Raw genomic sequence first — 16,486 nt, forward strand, 5'->3', positions numbered from 1 at the left:
CGCTCCGGGCGCCCGTTTCCGGTCTCGGCGCTGACCGTCCTGGTTCGCGGATCGCGGGTTTCGCGAACCAGGACGGTCAGCGACGCGGATCGATGGGCGGTCCCGAGCGTGACGGGCGGGACGCGCCGGGGCGGCCGGGCCCTCGGACCAGCCGGGGTGGACCGGGTGGACCGGGCGGGCCGGATGGACCGCTACGGTGGTGCCGTGCGCATCGTGGTGGCTCCGGACTCGTTCAAGGGGACGGCGACCGCAGCCGAGATCGCTGCGGCCGTCCGCGACGGCTGGCTCACCGAGCGACCGGGCGACGAGGTCGTCCTCGCGCCGATGGCGGACGGCGGCGAGGGCACGCTCGACGCGTTCGAGAGCGCGATCCGCCTGACCACCCGGGTCCCCATCACCGTCACCGGCCCCGCCGGGACCCCCGTCGACACCCACTGGCTGCGACTGCCGGACGGCCGCGCCGTGGTGGAACTCGCCGCGACGAGCGGGCTCCCCCTGCTGCCGGAGGCCCTGCCCGACACCGCGACGAGCCGGGGCTTCGGCGAGGCGATCGCCGCCGCGCTCGACGACGGGGCGACCGGGCTCGTGCTCGGCATCGGCGGCAGCGCCTCGACCGACGGCGGTGCGGACGCACTGATCGGGCTGGGCGCACTCGTCCACCAGGCTCCCGCGGTGCCCGAACACCCACCGCGGCCGCAGCAGGGCGCCGAGCTGCTCGACGACGTCACAAGCGTCGACACCACGTGGATGCGGCGGCTGCCGGAGCACGGCGCCGTCGTGCTGACCGACGTCACCTCGCCCCTGCTCGGACCGACGGGGGCCGCGGCGGTGTTCGGCCCGCAGAAGGGCATCACGCCCGACCGGATCGCCGCCTTCGACGCCCGCCTGGCCAACTGGGCACGGTGCTTCCCCGAGGTCGACCCCGCGACACCGGGTGCCGGAGCGGCCGGTGGTGTCGGGTTCGGGCTGCTCGCCTGGGGCGCGACCCTGGCGGGCGGCGCGGACGGGGTCGCCGAGGTCCTCGGGCTGCCGGCCCTCCTCGACGGCGCCGACGTGGTGATCACGGGCGAGGGACGGTTCGACGGGCAGTCCGCCGCCGGCAAGGTGCCGAGCGTGGTGCGCGCCCTCGCGACGCGGCACGCCCCCGCTGCCCGGGCGATGCTCGTCGCCGGCGCGATCGAGGCAGCGCTCGACGACTTCGACGCCGCTGCCTCGCTCACCGTCCTGGCGACGCAGACGACGGGCGAGCCGGACGACGCCCTCGCCGACCCGTTGCGCTTCGCCCGGATCGCCGGCCAGCGACTCGCCCGCCTGGCCTGACGCGCGGCGAGCGGGACGCCCGCACGCGACACGCCGGCATTCCGTACAGGGGTGCCCCAACGTGACCCCCCACGCGATGGCGCGCTCCACGAGACTGGTCGTGGGCCGGACCCGGCCCGCACCGCACCACCCACGAGGAGACCATGCGCACCGTCAACGCGTACGCCGCACCGTCGGCCACCGAGCCGCTCGTCAAGACCACCATCACCCGTCGCGACGTCGGCCCGAACGACGTCGAGATCGACATCGCCTACGCCGGCATCTGCCACTCGGACATCCACACCGTCCGCGGCGAGTGGGGCCAGATCCAGTACCCGCAGGTCGTCGGCCACGAGATCGTCGGCCACGTGTCGGCCGTCGGTGAGAACGTCACGAAGCACCAGGTCGGCGACCGCGTCGGCGTCGGCTGCATGGTGAACTCCTGCGGCGAGTGCGAGAACTGCGTCAAGGGCGAGGAGCAGTACTGCCTCAAGGGCAACATCGGCACCTACGCCTCGGTCGACCCCGCCGACGGCTCGATCACGCAGGGCGGCTACTCGCAGGCCGTCGTCGTGAACGAGGACTTCGTGCTCCGCGTCCCCGAGTCGCTCGACATCGAGAAGGTCGCGCCGCTGCTCTGCGCCGGCATCACGCTGTACTCGCCGCTGCACCACTGGAAGGCCGGCCCCGGCAAGAAGGTCGCGATCGTCGGCCTCGGCGGGCTCGGCCACATGGGCGTGAAGATCGCCGCCGCACTCGGCGCCGAGGTCACCGTCCTGTCGCAGACCACCTCCAAGCAGGAGGACTCGCTCCGCTTCGGCGCCGTGGCCCACCACGCGACGAAGGACCCGGAGACCTTCGAGCAGCTCGCGAACTCGTTCGACCTCATCATCAACACGGTGTCGGCGAAGATCCCGATGGGCGCCTACCTCGGCCTCCTCAAGGTCGACGGCACGATGGTCAACGTCGGTGCCCCGGCCGAGCCGCTCGAGGTCCCCGCGTTCGCCCTGATCGGCTCGCGTCGCAGCTGGGCCGGTTCGGCCATCGGCGGCATCCGCGAGACCCAGGAGATGCTCGACTTCTGCGCCGAGCACGGCATCCTGCCGGAGACCGAGCTCATCAGCGCCGACCAGGTCAACGAGGCCTACGAGCGGGTCCTGTCCTCGGACGTCCGCTACCGCTTCGTGATCGACGCGGCCACCCTCGCCTGACGCGCGTGACGATCTGACAGGAGGCGCGGTGCCGGACGGCACCGCGCCTCCCGTCCGTCGTCCGGTCTGTCCCCACAACGCGAGCGGCTCGTCCGGCTCGCGCAGCGCGGTGTCCCGCCCCTCCTCGGCGCGACAGACTCGGGGGATGACGAGCACGGCGGGCGAGGGAAGCGCGTCCCTGGTGTCCTTCGGTGGCACGGACACCGACGCGGCCGTCACCGAGCTCGCCGGCATGTACGCCGGACGGGCCTGGCGTTCGAGCCGCACCGAGGGCGAGTACTGGTACCGCTACGTCGGCGTCGGCGACGACCGGATGAGCGTCCGGCGGTCGCAGATGAACGGCTCGCTCCACGGAGACGTCGCCGTCGAGGGCGAGATCGTCGTCCAGTGGATCGACTCGGGCACCGCATCGCTTGAGGTCGGCGGCACCGAGGTCCGGATGCAACCAGGCGTCCCCACGCTGTTCCCGATCGAACGCCGGTTCGACGTGGACTACCGCGACTGGGACCAGCGGCTCGTGCACCTGCGACGGGACCTCGTGCTCGACGTCGCCTCGGAGCGGTACCTCGTCGACGGGGCGGTCGACTTCGACACGACGACCCCGCCGACCGCCGGGTCGGTCGACCGGTGGCGCCGGACGGTCGCGTCGTCGGTGCACGCGCTCCGCACCGCAGGCGCGGACTCGCTCGTCTGGCAGGAGTCCCAGCGCGAGGTCGCCCGGTCGCTGCTCGAGATGTACCGCTTCCGTGCCGAGCTGGCGCCGGCCGGCTGGAGCGGGCACCGCAACGCACGCATCCGCACGGCCGTCGAGTACCTGCACGCCAACGCGCACGAACCCCTGACGGTGACGGACGTCGCCCGGGCCGCCGACCTCAGCGTGCGCGGACTGCAGGAGGCGTTCCAGCGCACCCTCGACCGGTCCCCGATGCAGTACCTGCGCGAGGTCAGGCTCCGACGGTGCCACGACGACCTCGCTGCCGCGACACCGGGCCAGGTGTCCGTCGCCGACGTCGCCGCCCGCTGGGGCTTCACCCACATGGGCCGGTTCTCGGGCGAGTACCTCCGTCGGTTCGGCGAGTACCCGAAGCAGACCCTCCGCCGCTAGCCCACCTCGTCGCCGGAGGGCAGTGCGCTGCACCAGTCCACGGTCTCCGCCCCGACGCTCGCCTCGAGCGCGCCCGAGGTCGCGTCGACGACGCTCACGAGCGACCCCGTCGCCGACTTGGTCGCGACGGCGACGAACTGGCTGTTCGGGGACGGGCAGACCGCGGTGATGCTCGCGTCCGACGGCACGCTCACGGGCAGCCGGGCGGCGCGGTCCCCGTCCACCCGCACGATCCGCTGGGCGAGGGTGCCGTCAGGGCGCACGTCGCCGACGACACGCAGGTACGCGTCGTCGGTCAGCTGTGCGATCCGGCCGAGGTACGCGGCGTCGGTGCTGCCGGCGGGCGCCCGCAGCGCGGTCCGGTCCCCGTCGGTGAGGTCGAGGCGGACGATGCCCGTGCCCGTCTCCACGACGGCGGTCGTCCCGGTGCCGACGAAGCCGTGCAGGTACGTCGCGCTCCCCAGTCGGACGGGGTCGGTCCGGCCGCTCATGTCGACGAGCACGAGGTCGTCGCCACCGGTCCGGACGAGGGCGCTCTCGGTGCGCGGGACGTACGCCCACTGCCCGACGCTCATCGGGACCGCGCCCGTCCTGGGCTTCCCGCTCGCGTCGATCGCCGTCGGCAGGTGCGTGCCGGTCATGTCGACGACGTAGAGACCGACGTTCCGGGACTGCCCGGTCGAGGTGTCCGCGTACTCGAACCCGAACGACGCCCCGTCGTCGGCGGCGTGCAGCGCGGTGACCCGTCCCTCGGCGGTGGGCAGGGTCAGGTGCTCGACCGGGGCGTCCTCGTCCTGCACACCGCCCGCGAGCGGCACGATGTCGACGGCGGACCCCGCGTCGGTGCCGGTCACCACCACCAGCGACCGGCCGAGCCGCACGTACTCCGAGATGCCGGCGGCCCGGTAGACGGTGGTCGCCCCGCCGGCGTCCAGCGAGCGGCGGACGATCCGGTCCGGGGTACCGGCGCCGCCGGGGACGAGCGCGAGCACGTCGGTGCTGCCGGTCCGGACGGAGGCCCGCAGGTCGGAGGTCGCACGCTGCCCGGGCGCGCGGACGCCCGCGACCCGGATCTCGTACGAGCGGTCGTAGGCGAGCGGGCCGGCGAACTCGACCGCGATGGTGTTGCCGCTCGACGTCACGGTGTGGGCCGCGGCCGGACGTACCGTCACCTCGTTCGCGGACACCCGCTCGACCGCCTGGTTCGCGGTGAGGATCACGCGCTGCGCCGGTCGGGACACCAGGCCGACCGCGTCGTACGAGACGTCACGGAGGCGCGGTCCCTGCTGCGACCCGACGACCGCCGCCGCGGTGCCGACGATCACGAACACCAGCACGGTCGCGACGAGGCGGCGACGGAAGCGGTTCCGCGGTCGGCTGCGCAGCTCAGTACTCATACGGGTCCTCGGGCTGCTGGATCGCCTGCACGCTGGCGGCCCGGATGACGATCCGGGCGTCGGCCGACTGGTCGGGGTTGGCGGCGAGCGCCCCGGTCACCCGCACCCACCGCCCCTCGTCCGGCACGGTGCCGTCCGTGACGACCCCGAGCCCGACGGGTTGGGCGTCCACTGCGCAGCAGCTGATCACGAACCGGGTCAGCGTGAACGAGCCGTCCGAGCCGGGCACGACGAAGCCGGTGAGCCGGACGCGCTTCCCGACGAGCGACGAGGTGTCCGTGGTCTGCCGGATGAGTGCGGCCCAGTCCTTCACGCCGTACTCCGACGTGTCGACCGAGGTGCTGCCGAGCAGCGACACCGCGGCCTCGGAGCCCGTGGCGTTCGACAGCGTCGCGGAGTCCACGCTCCGCTGCTGGGCGGTGCGTGCCGACAGCGTCGTCGGGGGGAGCACCAGCATGGCGACGGTGACCCCGATCGTGACGAGGGCCGCGGCACCGCCGAGGACGGCCCGCGTGCGACGGACCGCACCCGAACGCCGGTGCTCGTGCTCGTGCTCGTCGTGGTCGTGGTCGTGCCCGTGTCCCCGCGCCACGACGACCAGACCTGCGACGGCGGCCGGGACCGCGACGGCCGCGAGCACGACGGTGAAGACCGCGTAGCGCGGGTTGATGTACAGGTCGAGGTGCCCGGCGAGGGCGAGCCACAGGGTGCACAACGCCACCGCGAGGACGGACCCGAGGCCGAGGTACGACGGCAGTCGGGACTCAGACGAGGACATTCATCACCAACCCGACGGTCGCGGCGAACAGGAAGCAGACGACCGCGAGCAGCACCAGGAAGCGCGCGCGGAAGGTCGTCCGGAGCAGGGCGATCATCTTGACGTCGATGATCGGCCCGATGATGAGGAACGCGGTGATGGACCCGGGCAGGAAGGTCGACGCGAAGGACAGGGCGAAGAAGGCGTCGACGTTCGAGCACAGCGACACCGTCATCGCGAGCAGCATCATCGCGGCGACGGACAGGACCGGGTTCGCCCCGATCGCCACCAGGGTGGACCGGGGCACCGCGACCTGGATCGCGGCGGCGAGCCCGGCGCCGACGAACAGCGCGGGCATCATCGTGGCGGTCTCGCCACCGAACTGGGCGGCGCTGTCCCGCCAGCGGTTCCGCGACCGCGGGGCGCCGATCGCCGCACGGCAGCGAGCCTCGAACGCGGGCAGCAGGAGCTCGGCGGGTCGGCGGTGCGCGGCGACGATCCAGCCGACCAGGTTCGCCACCACGAAGCCGCCCACGATGCGCACCGGCAGGATCCAGCCGGACCACCCGAACGCCTGCGCGGTGCTGACGATCACGAGCGGGTTGAGGATCGGGGCGGCGACGAGGAACGTGACCGCCTCGGCCGGGGTGAACCCGCGCAGCATGAGGCCGCGGGCGAGCGGGACGTTGCCGCACTCGCACACCGGGAACAGCATGCCGATCAGGGAGATCACGGCCCGGCGTGGGATCGGCCGCTGGGGCAGGACCCGCTCGAGCGCGCCGACGGGCACCCACACCTCGACCACGATGGACAGCACGATGCCGAGCACGACGAACGGCAGGGACTCGACGACGACGCTGATCGCCAGGGTGAGGAAGTCCTGCACCACGTCCGGCAGTCCCGCGGTGCCGACGGCCGGCGAGAGCAGCCGGATCCCGAGCAGCAGGACGACGGCGAGCAGCACCAGCCCGGGGCCGGTGAGCACCCGGGCGCTCGTGCGCTGCGGCGGCGTGGTCGTCGTCACCGGGCAAGGATAGGCGACCGGCGCTCCGTGGAGGGTGTCCGTCAGGCCTGCGCGATCGTGTCGAGGTGCCGGTCGAGCACGGCGATCGTCCACTCGCCGGACTCCCCCGGCGCCAGGCGCACGACGTGCATCGCGAGCCCGTCGATGAGCGCGTGCAGCCGACGGGCCTCGTACTCGCGGTCGGCGGACGGTACCCCCACGAGGTCGAGGACCTCGGCGCTCCACGTGCCCATCTCGGCGACGACGCGGTCGAGGGCGGGTCGGAGTCCGGCGTCCGTCAGGGCCGCGTTCCCGAGGGCCAGGTAGACCTCGAGCTCGATCACGCGCTCGTCGTCGAGGGGCAGCAGCTCGAGCAGGATCCGGTGTGCACGCTCGCGGGCGGGGAGGGCGTCGGGGATCGCGGCGATGCGCTCCCGCGTGCGGTCGAAGACCAGCGTGATGGTGTGCTCGCGAAGGCTCGACTGCGTCGGGAAGACGTAGCGGACGGTGCTCGGCGGCAGCCCCGCCTCGGCCGCGACGTTCCGCACGCTCAGGGCGCCGAGACCGTCCCGGGCGAGGACCCGGAACGCCGCCACGGACACGGTGCGACGGCGTCCGTCGAGATCGATGCTCCTGGCCACACCGCAATACTCGCACAGTCGTGCGAGTTCGTGCTACCGTGGAGTCCGTTGTCGCACAGTCGTGCGACTTGCGGAACGAGATCGAAGGGAGACCGTCATGGCGTGGGCAGTCCTCGTCCTGTCGGGCGTGCTCGAGGCGGTGTGGGCCACCGCGCTCGGCGCATCGAACGGCTTCAGGAAGGCCGTGCCGACGATCGTGTTCGTCGCCGGCATGGCGCTCAGCATGATCGGACTGGCGTTCGCGATGACGGCGATCCCGGTCGGCACCGCCTACGCGGTCTGGGTCGGCATCGGCGCCTCACTGACGGTCGTCGTCGCGATCCTCCGTCGACAGGAGGCCGCATCGGTCGCCCGGGTCGCGCTCGTCCTCGGCCTCGTCGCCTGCGTGGTCGGCCTGAAGGTGGTGAGCTGAGGTGGCGTGGATCGTCCTGTTCGTCAGCGCCACGCTCGAGACCGTGTGGGCGACCGCTCTCGGCGAGAGCGAGGGCTTCACCCAGCTCCGGCCGACGATCGTCTTCGCGGTCACCATCGTGGTGAGCCTCGGCGCCTTCGGCTACGTCCTCAAGCACATCCCGATCAGCACCGCGTACGCCGTCTGGACGGGGACCGGTGCCGCGCTCACCGTCCTGTGGGGCATGGCCACCGGCGCGGAGCCCGTGACCGCGCTGCGCCTGCTGTTCATCGCCGGCATCGTCGGCTGCGTCGTCGGCCTGAAGCTCGTGCCGGCCCGCCCGGTGCGAGCCGGCCTCCCCGGCCGAGCTCTCGCGCTGAGCGACAGCTCACGCGCCGCCGGCCCCGTGGCCCGTCGCTGACCCCGAAACTCGGCTCGCGCCGTGGACGCATGCCGAGACGGACTGGAGGCGCGGTGCCAGCCGGCACCGCGCCTCCAGTCCGATCTGGGGCCACGCTCACCGCGCATGGTGAGCAGCAATGGTCGGGTCACCTTGCGGGACCCGACCATTGCTGCTCACGAAGCGAGCGTCAGACGGACGCTCCGGTGAACTCGTCCTCCGCGGCGACGTGGTCGCTGCCCAGGGTGCCGGCGGCCATCGCGGCGGCCACGCGGTCGGCGTGCGACGGCGGGTTCGACGGCACGCCTTCCGGCCGGCCCTCCTCGTTGATCTTGCGCAGTTCGGGAACGATGTCCTCGGCGAGGATGTCGATCTGCTCGAGCACCGTCTTGAGCGGCAGCCCGGCGTGGTCGACGAGGAACAGCTGGCGCTGGTAGTGCCCGACGTGGTCCTTCATCGCGGCGTACCGGTCGATCACCTGCTGCGGCGAACCGACCGTGAGCGGGGTCTGCTCGGTGAAGTCCTCCATCGAGGGACCGTGGCCGTAGACCGGCGCGTTGTCGAAGTACGGACGGAACTCGGCGACGGCGTCCTGCGAGTTCTTCCGCGCGAAGAACTGGCCGCCGAGCCCGACGATCGCCTGGTCGGCACGCCCGTGCCCGTAGTGCTCGAAGCGCTGACGGTAGAGGCCCACCATCTGCTCGGTGTGCTGGATCGGCCAGAAGATGTTGTTGTGGAGGAACCCGTCGCCGTAGTAGGCAGCCTGCTCGGCGATCTCCGGCGTGCGGATCGAGCCGTGCCACACGAAGGGCGGGACGCCGTCGAGCGGACGCGGGGTCGAGGTGAAGCCCTGCAGCGGCGTGCGGAACTTCCCCTGCCAGTTGACGACGTCGTTCTCCCAGAGCTGGCGGACGAGCGCGTAGTTCTCGATCGCGAGGTTGACGCCCTGGCGGATGTCCTGCCCGAACCACGGGTAGACCGGCCCCGTGTTGCCGCGGCCCATCATGAGGTCCATGCGGCCGTCGGAGATGACCTGGAGCATCGCGTACTCCTCGGCGATGCGCACCGGGTCGTTCGTGGTGATGAGGGTCGTCGACGTCGAGAGCGTGATGTGCTTCGTGCGTCCGGCGAGGTAGCCGAGCATGGTGGTCGGGCTCGAGGCCACGAACGGCGGGTTGTGGTGCTCGCCGGTCGCGAAGACGTCGAGCCCCGCCTGGTCGGCGTGCTCGGCGATCGTCAGGATGTCGCGGACCCGCTGGGTGTCGTCCGGGGTCGTCCCGGTGGTGGGGTCGGTCGTGACGTCACTGACCGTGAAGATGCCGAACTGCATGATGCGCCGCCTTCCGCGGAGTCCCTCCGCCTGCGATTTCGATGCGTTTGCATCGACTTGCTCGGTACAACGTACCGCAGCGCCCGGCATTCCCGCCAGGGGTCCACGCCCTACCGGACGGGCAGTGCCTCGGTGTCCGTCCGCGCCGCGTGGTGCATGCCGTCCGCGATCCAGACGATCGTCACCACGGCGAGGACGCTCGCGCTCGACGCCATCCGACCAGCGACGAGGATGGCGGCGTGGTCGTGCACCCCGCCCGAGACGCCGTACACCAGGGCTGCGACGCCGACCAGGAACGTGACGCCGGTGGCGACCAGGAGGACCCAGGTCACCAGGCGGCGCGGCCCGCGGCGTCCGTCCCGGTCACCGCGCGCACCACGGTCGACCCGCGGCCCGAGCGCGCGGACCGCGCCGACCCAGAACAGCGCGATGGCACAGGCGCCGATGATGTCGCTCACCCGGTGCCAGCCGTAGACGACCGTCTGGTTCGCGACGAACACCGCGTAGGCGGCGCCCACGACCACGACGAGCGGGCGGAACCGACGCGGGGTGACCATCAGGACGGCGAAGAGTGCGGCGAGGGCGATGGTGGCGTGGCCGGACGGGAACGAGTTCGGCGTCGTGGACTCGGCGATCTCCGGGCGCTCGGCGATACGCTTGACGAGCGTCGAGGTGGCTGCCGAGGCGAGCACGACGACACCGGCTCCGAGCCCCACCGCAAGCCGGCGCCGGGCGAGTGCGACGGCGGCGATCACGACCACGAGCAACAGGATCACCGGTACCGAGATGACGTTCAGGGCAGTGTCCGACGAGAACAGGTCGGATTCCCGGACCCCGCCGAGTGCGGCGTCCTCGACCCGCTGCCCCACCGGCGTCAACACCGCCACCGCGTAGACGAGAGGCACGATCACGAACCCCAGAGCCGACAACAGTCCCCACCGCACCCTCCGTGAGACGCTCGGTCCACGCGACTCGGGTGCGCTGCGTTCGGGCGTTCGGGTCACCGGGCTGGTCCTCCTCGGGGTGCTGGTCGTCGGTGTCATCGCACGTCTGGTCACGCGCGTGCGATTCGGACGGTCGGGGTCCGACACGATACCGTTGGGACGCCGGTCGGAGCCTGGGAACCGCGGGGCAGCGACCTTCGGATCCGGGAACGTGTCGACCGGTCGCGCGCGGTCGAACGCACCGGCGCGCATCGCCGGACCGGCGGACACGACGCCGGTTGCGTACGAGGAGGAAACCGAAGTGGCCATCAAGGAACCGAGCATCACCGCTTCCCCGAACCGCGGTCTCGCGCTCACCGTGGGGGCGTTGCTCTTCGTCTGGGGCATCCTCGGGTTCTTCTTCGCCGCCGACGGCGACCCGGGCTTCTTCAGCCGCAAGGGCGGCATGCTCTGGAACGCGTTCGGGGTGAACCCGCCGCTCGCGCTCCTGTGGGTGCTGCTCGCCGCCGTGCTGCTCATCGTCGGGCTCGGCAACACCGTCGGGTCGCGCAACGCGAACGTCCTGGTGGGCGTCGTGCTCGTCGTGCTCGCGGTGTACGGCTTCGTGTTCGTGAACACCTCGGCGAACGTGTTCGCACTCAACACCACGGACAACGTCTTCCACGCGATCGTCGGCGTGGTCCTCCTGCTCACGGCGTTCGGCGCCGACAAGGAGAACCTCCGCGCACTCCGGGCCGCCGCCCGGGGCTGACCCTCGCGTCCTGGACGCCCCGCCCGCCCGTCGTGGCCGGCGGGGCGTCGTGCGTCCGGGGCGCGGCCGATGCGTCGTCCGGACGGCGGCGCAGGCCGGGCCGGGCCGCATCGGGCCGCGGCACGCCTGACCGTACAGTGCCGGCCCGGGCCGGGCCACGCCGCGTCGCGTCGCGCCGGACCGGGGGTCAGTCGGCGTCGTCGGGGGCCGGGGCCGCCTCGAGCTCCGTCGCCACGACCCGGGGCGCCTCGGACATGAAGCGCCGGACGTCGAGGTCCACGATGATGTCCTGCGGCCGCAGCGGCCGGGTGAGGTACAGGCCCTCGAGCGACGTCAGCCGCGACAGCGCGACGTACGTCTGGCCGGCGCTGAAGACCCGGTTGCCGAGGTCGACCACCGCGCGGTCGTAGGTGCTGCCCTGCGACTTGTGGATGGTCACCGCCCAGGCGAGGCGCAGCGGGAACTGCTGGAACTCCCCCACGGTGTCCTTCTTGAGTTCCTTCTTGTCGGGGTCGTACGAGTACTTGAACTTCTCCCAGACCGACGGCTGGACCTCGAACGACTCCCCGTCGACGTCGACCCACACCGTGTCGCGGATCGTCTGCACGACGCCGAGGGTCCCGTTCACCCACCGCTGGTCGGGGTCGTTCCGGAGGAACATCACGTGCGCGCCGGGCTTCAGCTCGAGGGCTTCGTCGGCGGGGAAGTTCCGGCCGCCGAAGTCCCCGTTCACGTCGGCGCGTGCCGTCCGCACCTTGCCGGGCAGCCGGTCGAGCGCGGCCTTGTTGATGCGCGCCACGGTGTCGTTCCGGGTCGCCAGGGTGATGGCGTCGTCCGGGGCGGTCCGTGCACCCGCGGCGTTGAGCTGCCCGGCCACCTCGGCCGTCACGCGCCCGTGGCGGACGGCGGTCAGCATCGCGGCGAAGGCGTCGTCGCGCTGCCGGTGCACCGTCGCGAGCTCGACGATGTGGAGCTCGGCCTCGAGCCACACCTTGGCGTCGAAGAACCACATCGAACGGTAGTGGTCGGTGAAGTACGCGCGCTCGTCGCCGTCGCCCGGCACCGGCGGCAGCTGGTACGGGTCGCCGAACATGACGACCTGCACGCCGCCGAACGCCTCGAACTGGCGCCCGCGGGCCTTCCGCAGCGACCGGTCCATCGCGTCGAGCAGGTCGGCGTTCACCATCGAGACCTCGTCGATCACGAGGGTGTCGATCGTGTTGAGGAGCTTGCGGGTGTCCGGCCCCTGCCGGAGGTCGGCGTCGGCGATGAGCCCGATCGGCAGCCGGAAGAGCGAGTGGATCGTCTGGCCGCCGACGTTCAGCGCGGCGACCCCGGTCGGCGCGCAGATGACGACCTGCTTCTCGGTGTTCCACGACAGGTGGTTCAGCAGCGTCGACTTGCCGGTGCCCGCCCGACCGGTGATGAACACGTGGTCGCGGGTGTGCTCGATGTACTCGAAGACGGCGCGCTGCTCGGCGCTGAGCTCGACGCTCATCGCGCCGACACCGGGTCACCCGGACCGACGGTGCGCGTGGAGTCGGCGGTCGCGCCCCGCTGGCCCGTTCGCACACGGACGAGTCCGACGGCGACGACGGTCACGACGACCGCGATGCCGGCGACCACGAGCACCGTGCCGGCGCGGGCCTGGTCGACGAGCGGATCCGGCCCCCACGTGCGCCCCATCGCACCGAACCAGGACGCCTGCAGGAGCCCGAGCGGTCCGCGCATCGCGATGCCGAGCGAGACGAGCCCGGCGGCCACCACGACCGCCCCGGCGATCCGGACCGCGAGCGCCGACGGCGACGCCGCCCGCGCCCCGGCGGCGACCGGCGTGAGGAGGGTGGGCACGGCGAGGAGCCCCACGAGCAGGAACCCGACGTCGATCACGGTCCGCCCCGTCGGGTCGCTGATCGACCACCGGAGCGCGTCGGTCGCGAAGAACGCCCACCACGCGGCGGCGAGGAACAGGAACGCCGGGAAGGGCTGCACGAGGTACCGCACCGCCGGGTTGTCGACGAGGACCCCGGTCCACTCGCGGACACCCGTGCTGTCGTCGTCACGTGGGTGCACGGCCCGGCGGATGAGCTGCACCGGCGCGGCCGCCCAGACGAGCGCCGGCACGACGAGCCCGAGCAGCACGTGCGAGCCGACGTTCGCGGACACGAGGAAGCGGTCGTAGGTGTGGAGCGCACCGGACGTCGCGATGACGAGCGCGACGATCGCGATGCTCGCCGCGACGGTCCGGCGGACCGGCCAGCGCACGCCCGCTCGACGCAGGCGGACAACGCCGGCCGCGTACGCCGCGGCGAGCAGCACGGCCGCCATCAGCCAGAACAGGTCGATGTTCCACGCCGTCAGCCATCCCCAGGCACCCGGTGCGTGCGGCAGGGGGTCGTCGGTGAGCAGCTCGGCCGGCGACGGGTTCGTGGTCTTGCTCAGGGCGACCTGGTCGACCGGGGTCGCGGTCCGGCCGAGCGCCGCGGCGAACCCGCTGGCGACGCCCATGACGGCGAGCTCGGCGACGACGAGGAGCCAGAACGGACCGCGGCGTCCGGGTGCGGCGACGAGGGAGCGGATCGTCCGCTGACGCTGCACGGCGCCGAAGACCCCGATCGCGACGATGGCTGCGATCTTGACGAGCACCAGCACCCCGTAGGGGGTGAACAGGTTCGCGAGCACCCCGACGCGGATCTGCGCGGTCGCCACACCGGAGACGGCCACGAGCACGAAGCACCCGAGCGCGATGTTCGAGTACCGGCCGACGACGACCGGCAGACGGTCCCCGTCGATCACGGGACGCAGCAGCGCGAGCATGACGAGACCGCCCACCCAGAGCGCGGCACCGACGAGGTGGAGGCCCAGGGCGGTCACCGCGGCGTCGTGGCTCGCGGTGCCTGCAGCGTGCCCCTGCTGGGCGAGCGGGAGCAGGCCGATCATGGCGACGCCCGCGGTGAGGGCGACCATGCCCCGTGCGCGCACGGCGAAGCAGAGCACCGTGACCGCCGCCGCGACGAGGACCGTGACGAGCCAGGCGAGGCCGAGCTCGGTCCCGGTGAGGAACACCCCCATCGACTGCCCGAACTGCTCGTCGATGCTGATCGTCGAGCCGGCGACGCTGAGGAACGTGAAGAAGGTCGAGACGGCGGCGGCCACCGTCCAGACGCCCGCGGCACCGGCGGCGACGTCGATCGCCCGGTTCCACTCGGGCGCCGTGCGCGACAACCCGACGGTCGCGAGCGCGAGGCCACCGATCGTGGCGGCGGCGGCGAGGTCCACGACCATGCGGGCGATCGGCAGCCCGAACCGGACGACGGCACCGGGATCGGCGATGAGCGCGGCGTTCGCCCCGCCCCCGATGACCAGCGCGACGAGGAGGGACACGAACCCGACGAGCAGCAGCACGCCGGGGCCGGCGATGCGCGCGATCCGATCCACCCGTCAAGCCTAGGCGCTGGCCGACCCGGCCACGGAATCGAGCGAGCCGACCTGTGGGCGGCGATCCGCGCCTCCTGGCTGTGGAGGAGGACCCCGGGAACGACGAAAGGGACGACCGGAGTCGTCCCTTCCGTTCGCGGAGCGGTCTTACTTGACGGCAGCCTTGAGCTTCGAGCCGGCGCTGACCTTGACCGAGTCGCTCGCGGCGATCTCGATGGCCTCGCCCGTCTGCGGGTTGCGGCCGGTGCGGGCGGCGCGGTGGGTCTTCTCGAAGGCGATCCAGCCGGGGATCGTGACCTTGGTGCCGTCAGCGACCGAGCCGGAGACGACGGAGAAGAGCGCGTCGACGACGCCGTTGACGGTGGCCTGGCTCTGGCCGGACTCAGCGGCGACGGCAGCGACGAGCTCGGTGCGGTTCAGGGACTTGTCAGCCATGGATGTCCTCCTCGGACTTCTTGCAGTATCGGTCGGACGACTTCTCGTCCGGCGCCCGGAGCGGGTGCTCCGTGCCACGGTGCCGGCGGGCGTGAGACCCTGCGGAACCGGAGTCGAACGTACCAGCCACCCGAGGCGAAATCTGCCGACTCGCCCGGATTTCCGGGGTTGTCGGGCTCCTGACGGGGCGAATGTGACCGATGTGACGAAGATGTCCCCCGAAACGACCCGGGAACGGCGAACGCCCCGCCACCACTCGGGTGTCGGGGCATTCGCGGAAGCAGGTGCTTACCAGGAGCTCTTCGTGATGCCCGGCAGCTCGCCACGGTGGGCCATGTCGCGGAAGCGGACACGGCTGATGCCGAACTCACCGAGGTGGCCACGGGGGCGACCGTCGATGGCGTCGCGGTTGCGGTAGCGGACCGGCGACGCGTCGCGCGGGAGCTTCTGCAGACCGACGCGAGCGGCCTCACGCGACTCGTCGGTGCCGTTCGGGTCCACGAGGGCCTTCTTCAGCTCGAGACGACGCTCGGCGTAGCGCGCGATGATCTCGGCGCGCTGGTTGTTCTTCGCGATCTTGCTCTTCTTCGCCATGCTTAGCGCTCCTCACGGAAGTCGACGTGCTTGCGGATCACCGGGTCGTACTTCTTGAGCACGAGACGGTCCGGGTTGTTGCGACGGTTCTTCTTGGTCACGTAGGTGAACCCGGTGCCCGCCGTCGAGCGGAGCTTGATGATCGGACGAACGTCCTGACCCTTCTTGGCCATCAGATCTTCTCCCCACGGGCGAGGAGATCCTTGACCACGGACTCGATGCCGCGTGCGTCGATCACCTTGATGCCCTTCGCGCTGAGCGTGAGCGTGACGTTACGACGAAGCGAGGGCACGTAGTACGTCTTCTTCTGCACGTTCGGGTCGAAGCGACGCTTCGTCCGGCGGTGCGAGTGCGAGATGTTGTGTCCGAAGCCGGGGGTGGCTCCGGTCACCTGGCACACTGCTGCCATGGTTTCCTCCTGAGGTACCGTGCGACCGGACGGCCGCACCCAAGTTCACTTGCCTGGCGCGCACGCGCTCGGTCGCGGAGCGACGGAACGAGGGGGTTGTGCGCACCGCCCAGGCCTGCGGTCCCTGTCGAAGGGGCCGTTGACACCGCGCGACCGCGGCGTTCGCGACGGTCGGAGGGCTTGGAACAACTGGGCTCGCCACGCGGACGTGGAGAACCAAGGGTCAACAGTACGCGACGACCGGGCGTGTCGCAAACCGCCGCAGCTGCGAGGGTCGGCCTGGAGGCACGCGCCGGCTCCGGCGGGCGCGTTCGTGAGCAGGAATGGTCGGGTCACGGTCGGCCAGCCGACACCTTCTGCTCACCAAGTGAGCGGGACGGG

Annotated in this window: 18 protein-coding genes; 6 read left to right on the forward strand and 12 right to left on the reverse strand. The window is 71.9% G+C overall.

The genetic code is table 11. The features are described 5' to 3' along the window. Positions 1-204: 204 nt before the first annotated feature. The 3 genes from ACQXVK_RS03605 (at position 205) to ACQXVK_RS03615 (ending at position 3,615) form a co-directional block, all read left to right on the forward strand. Positions 205-1,320 (forward strand): glycerate kinase, encoded by a 1,116-nt coding sequence (locus ACQXVK_RS03605; RefSeq protein ID WP_416394714.1) that lies wholly within the window; start codon positions 205-207, stop codon positions 1,318-1,320. A 143-nt stretch (positions 1,321-1,463) separates the two neighbouring features. After that, entirely contained in the window at positions 1,464-2,510 is a 1,047-nt protein-coding gene (locus ACQXVK_RS03610) for an NAD(P)-dependent alcohol dehydrogenase (RefSeq protein ID WP_022907070.1), read from the forward strand. Between the two features lie 145 nt (positions 2,511-2,655). Further along, the gene (locus ACQXVK_RS03615) at positions 2,656-3,615 is read left to right on the forward strand and encodes a helix-turn-helix transcriptional regulator (protein ID WP_430852733.1); all 960 of its coding nucleotides are present in this window, start codon (positions 2,656-2,658) and stop codon (positions 3,613-3,615) included. Here the strand turns inward: ACQXVK_RS03615 and ACQXVK_RS03620 are convergent. From ACQXVK_RS03620 to ACQXVK_RS03635, 4 genes are read right to left on the reverse strand one after another with little or no spacing between them, the layout of a single operon-like run. Then, positions 3,612-5,012, reverse strand: a complete 1,401-nt coding sequence (locus tag ACQXVK_RS03620) for a hypothetical protein (protein ID WP_430852734.1) — start codon at positions 5,010-5,012, stop codon at positions 3,612-3,614. The two genes, ACQXVK_RS03615 and ACQXVK_RS03620, sit on opposite strands and share 4 nt — an antisense overlap. Next, complete coding sequence (locus tag ACQXVK_RS03625; RefSeq protein ID WP_430852735.1) at positions 5,002-5,790, reverse strand: TIGR03943 family putative permease subunit; 789 nt, start codon at positions 5,788-5,790, stop codon at positions 5,002-5,004. Before ACQXVK_RS03625 ends, ACQXVK_RS03620 begins: the two co-directional genes overlap by 11 nt. Continuing rightward, positions 5,777-6,793, reverse strand: coding sequence for a permease (locus ACQXVK_RS03630; RefSeq protein ID WP_430852736.1), 1,017 nt, complete (start codon positions 6,791-6,793; stop codon positions 5,777-5,779). Before ACQXVK_RS03630 ends, ACQXVK_RS03625 begins: the two co-directional genes overlap by 14 nt. A gap of 41 nt (positions 6,794-6,834) precedes the next feature. Continuing rightward, positions 6,835-7,413, reverse strand: coding sequence for a TetR/AcrR family transcriptional regulator (locus ACQXVK_RS03635; RefSeq protein WP_430852737.1), 579 nt, complete (start codon positions 7,411-7,413; stop codon positions 6,835-6,837). Between the two features lie 97 nt (positions 7,414-7,510). Here ACQXVK_RS03635 and ACQXVK_RS03640 point away from each other — a divergent pair, with 97 nt between their 5' ends. Together ACQXVK_RS03640 and ACQXVK_RS03645 are read left to right on the forward strand one after the other, a co-directional pair. After that, positions 7,511-7,825, forward strand: coding sequence for a DMT family transporter (locus tag ACQXVK_RS03640; RefSeq protein ID WP_022907074.1), 315 nt, complete (start codon positions 7,511-7,513; stop codon positions 7,823-7,825). Position 7,826: 1 nt separating this feature from the next. Beyond that, positions 7,827-8,225, forward strand: a complete 399-nt coding sequence (locus ACQXVK_RS03645) for a DMT family transporter (RefSeq protein WP_402265543.1) — start codon at positions 7,827-7,829, stop codon at positions 8,223-8,225. A 169-nt stretch (positions 8,226-8,394) separates the two neighbouring features. Here the strand turns inward: ACQXVK_RS03645 and ACQXVK_RS03650 are convergent, their stop codons facing one another. After that, positions 8,395-9,534, reverse strand: coding sequence for a CE1758 family FMN-dependent luciferase-like monooxygenase (locus ACQXVK_RS03650; protein WP_430852738.1), 1,140 nt, complete (start codon positions 9,532-9,534; stop codon positions 8,395-8,397). Positions 9,535-9,644: 110 nt separating this feature from the next. Beyond that, positions 9,645-10,445 (reverse strand): phosphatase PAP2 family protein, encoded by an 801-nt coding sequence (locus tag ACQXVK_RS03655; RefSeq protein WP_416394696.1) that lies wholly within the window; start codon positions 10,443-10,445, stop codon positions 9,645-9,647. A gap of 334 nt (positions 10,446-10,779) precedes the next feature. On the opposite strand from ACQXVK_RS03655, the gene ACQXVK_RS03660 reads away from it, so the two are divergent. Further along, positions 10,780-11,229 (forward strand): DUF4383 domain-containing protein, encoded by a 450-nt coding sequence (locus tag ACQXVK_RS03660; protein ID WP_187290541.1) that lies wholly within the window; start codon positions 10,780-10,782, stop codon positions 11,227-11,229. Positions 11,230-11,416: 187 nt separating this feature from the next. Here the strand turns inward: ACQXVK_RS03660 and ACQXVK_RS03665 are convergent, their stop codons facing one another. The 6 genes from ACQXVK_RS03665 to rpmB form a co-directional block, all read right to left on the reverse strand. After that, positions 11,417-12,727: an ATP-dependent DNA helicase gene (locus tag ACQXVK_RS03665; protein ID WP_430852739.1), complete on the reverse strand. Its 1,311-nt coding sequence runs from the start codon at positions 12,725-12,727 to the stop codon at positions 11,417-11,419. Continuing rightward, a complete protein-coding gene (locus tag ACQXVK_RS03670; RefSeq protein ID WP_430852740.1) occupies positions 12,724-14,667 on the reverse strand; it encodes a cytochrome c oxidase assembly protein in 1,944 nt (647 codons plus the stop codon). Before ACQXVK_RS03670 ends, ACQXVK_RS03665 begins: the two co-directional genes overlap by 4 nt. Positions 14,668-14,814: 147 nt before the next feature. Next, positions 14,815-15,102 (reverse strand): HU family DNA-binding protein, encoded by a 288-nt coding sequence (locus tag ACQXVK_RS03675; protein ID WP_022908191.1) that lies wholly within the window; start codon positions 15,100-15,102, stop codon positions 14,815-14,817. A gap of 288 nt (positions 15,103-15,390) precedes the next feature. Continuing rightward, positions 15,391-15,696 (reverse strand): 30S ribosomal protein S14, encoded by a 306-nt coding sequence (gene rpsN, locus ACQXVK_RS03680; RefSeq protein WP_022908192.1) that lies wholly within the window; start codon positions 15,694-15,696, stop codon positions 15,391-15,393. Positions 15,697-15,698: 2 nt separating this feature from the next. Next, on the reverse strand, positions 15,699-15,869 hold the full coding sequence (gene rpmG / locus ACQXVK_RS03685; protein WP_022908193.1) for a 50S ribosomal protein L33: 171 nt from the start codon (positions 15,867-15,869) through the stop codon (positions 15,699-15,701). After that, a complete protein-coding gene (gene rpmB, locus ACQXVK_RS03690) occupies positions 15,869-16,105 on the reverse strand; it encodes a 50S ribosomal protein L28 (protein WP_022903747.1) in 237 nt (78 codons plus the stop codon). The genes rpmG and rpmB overlap by 1 nt, the downstream gene beginning before the upstream one ends. Between the last annotated feature and the right edge of the window lie 381 nt (positions 16,106-16,486).

This window comes from Curtobacterium sp. AB451 (assembly GCF_050585845.1).
Lineage (GTDB): Bacteria > Actinomycetota > Actinomycetes > Actinomycetales > Microbacteriaceae > Curtobacterium.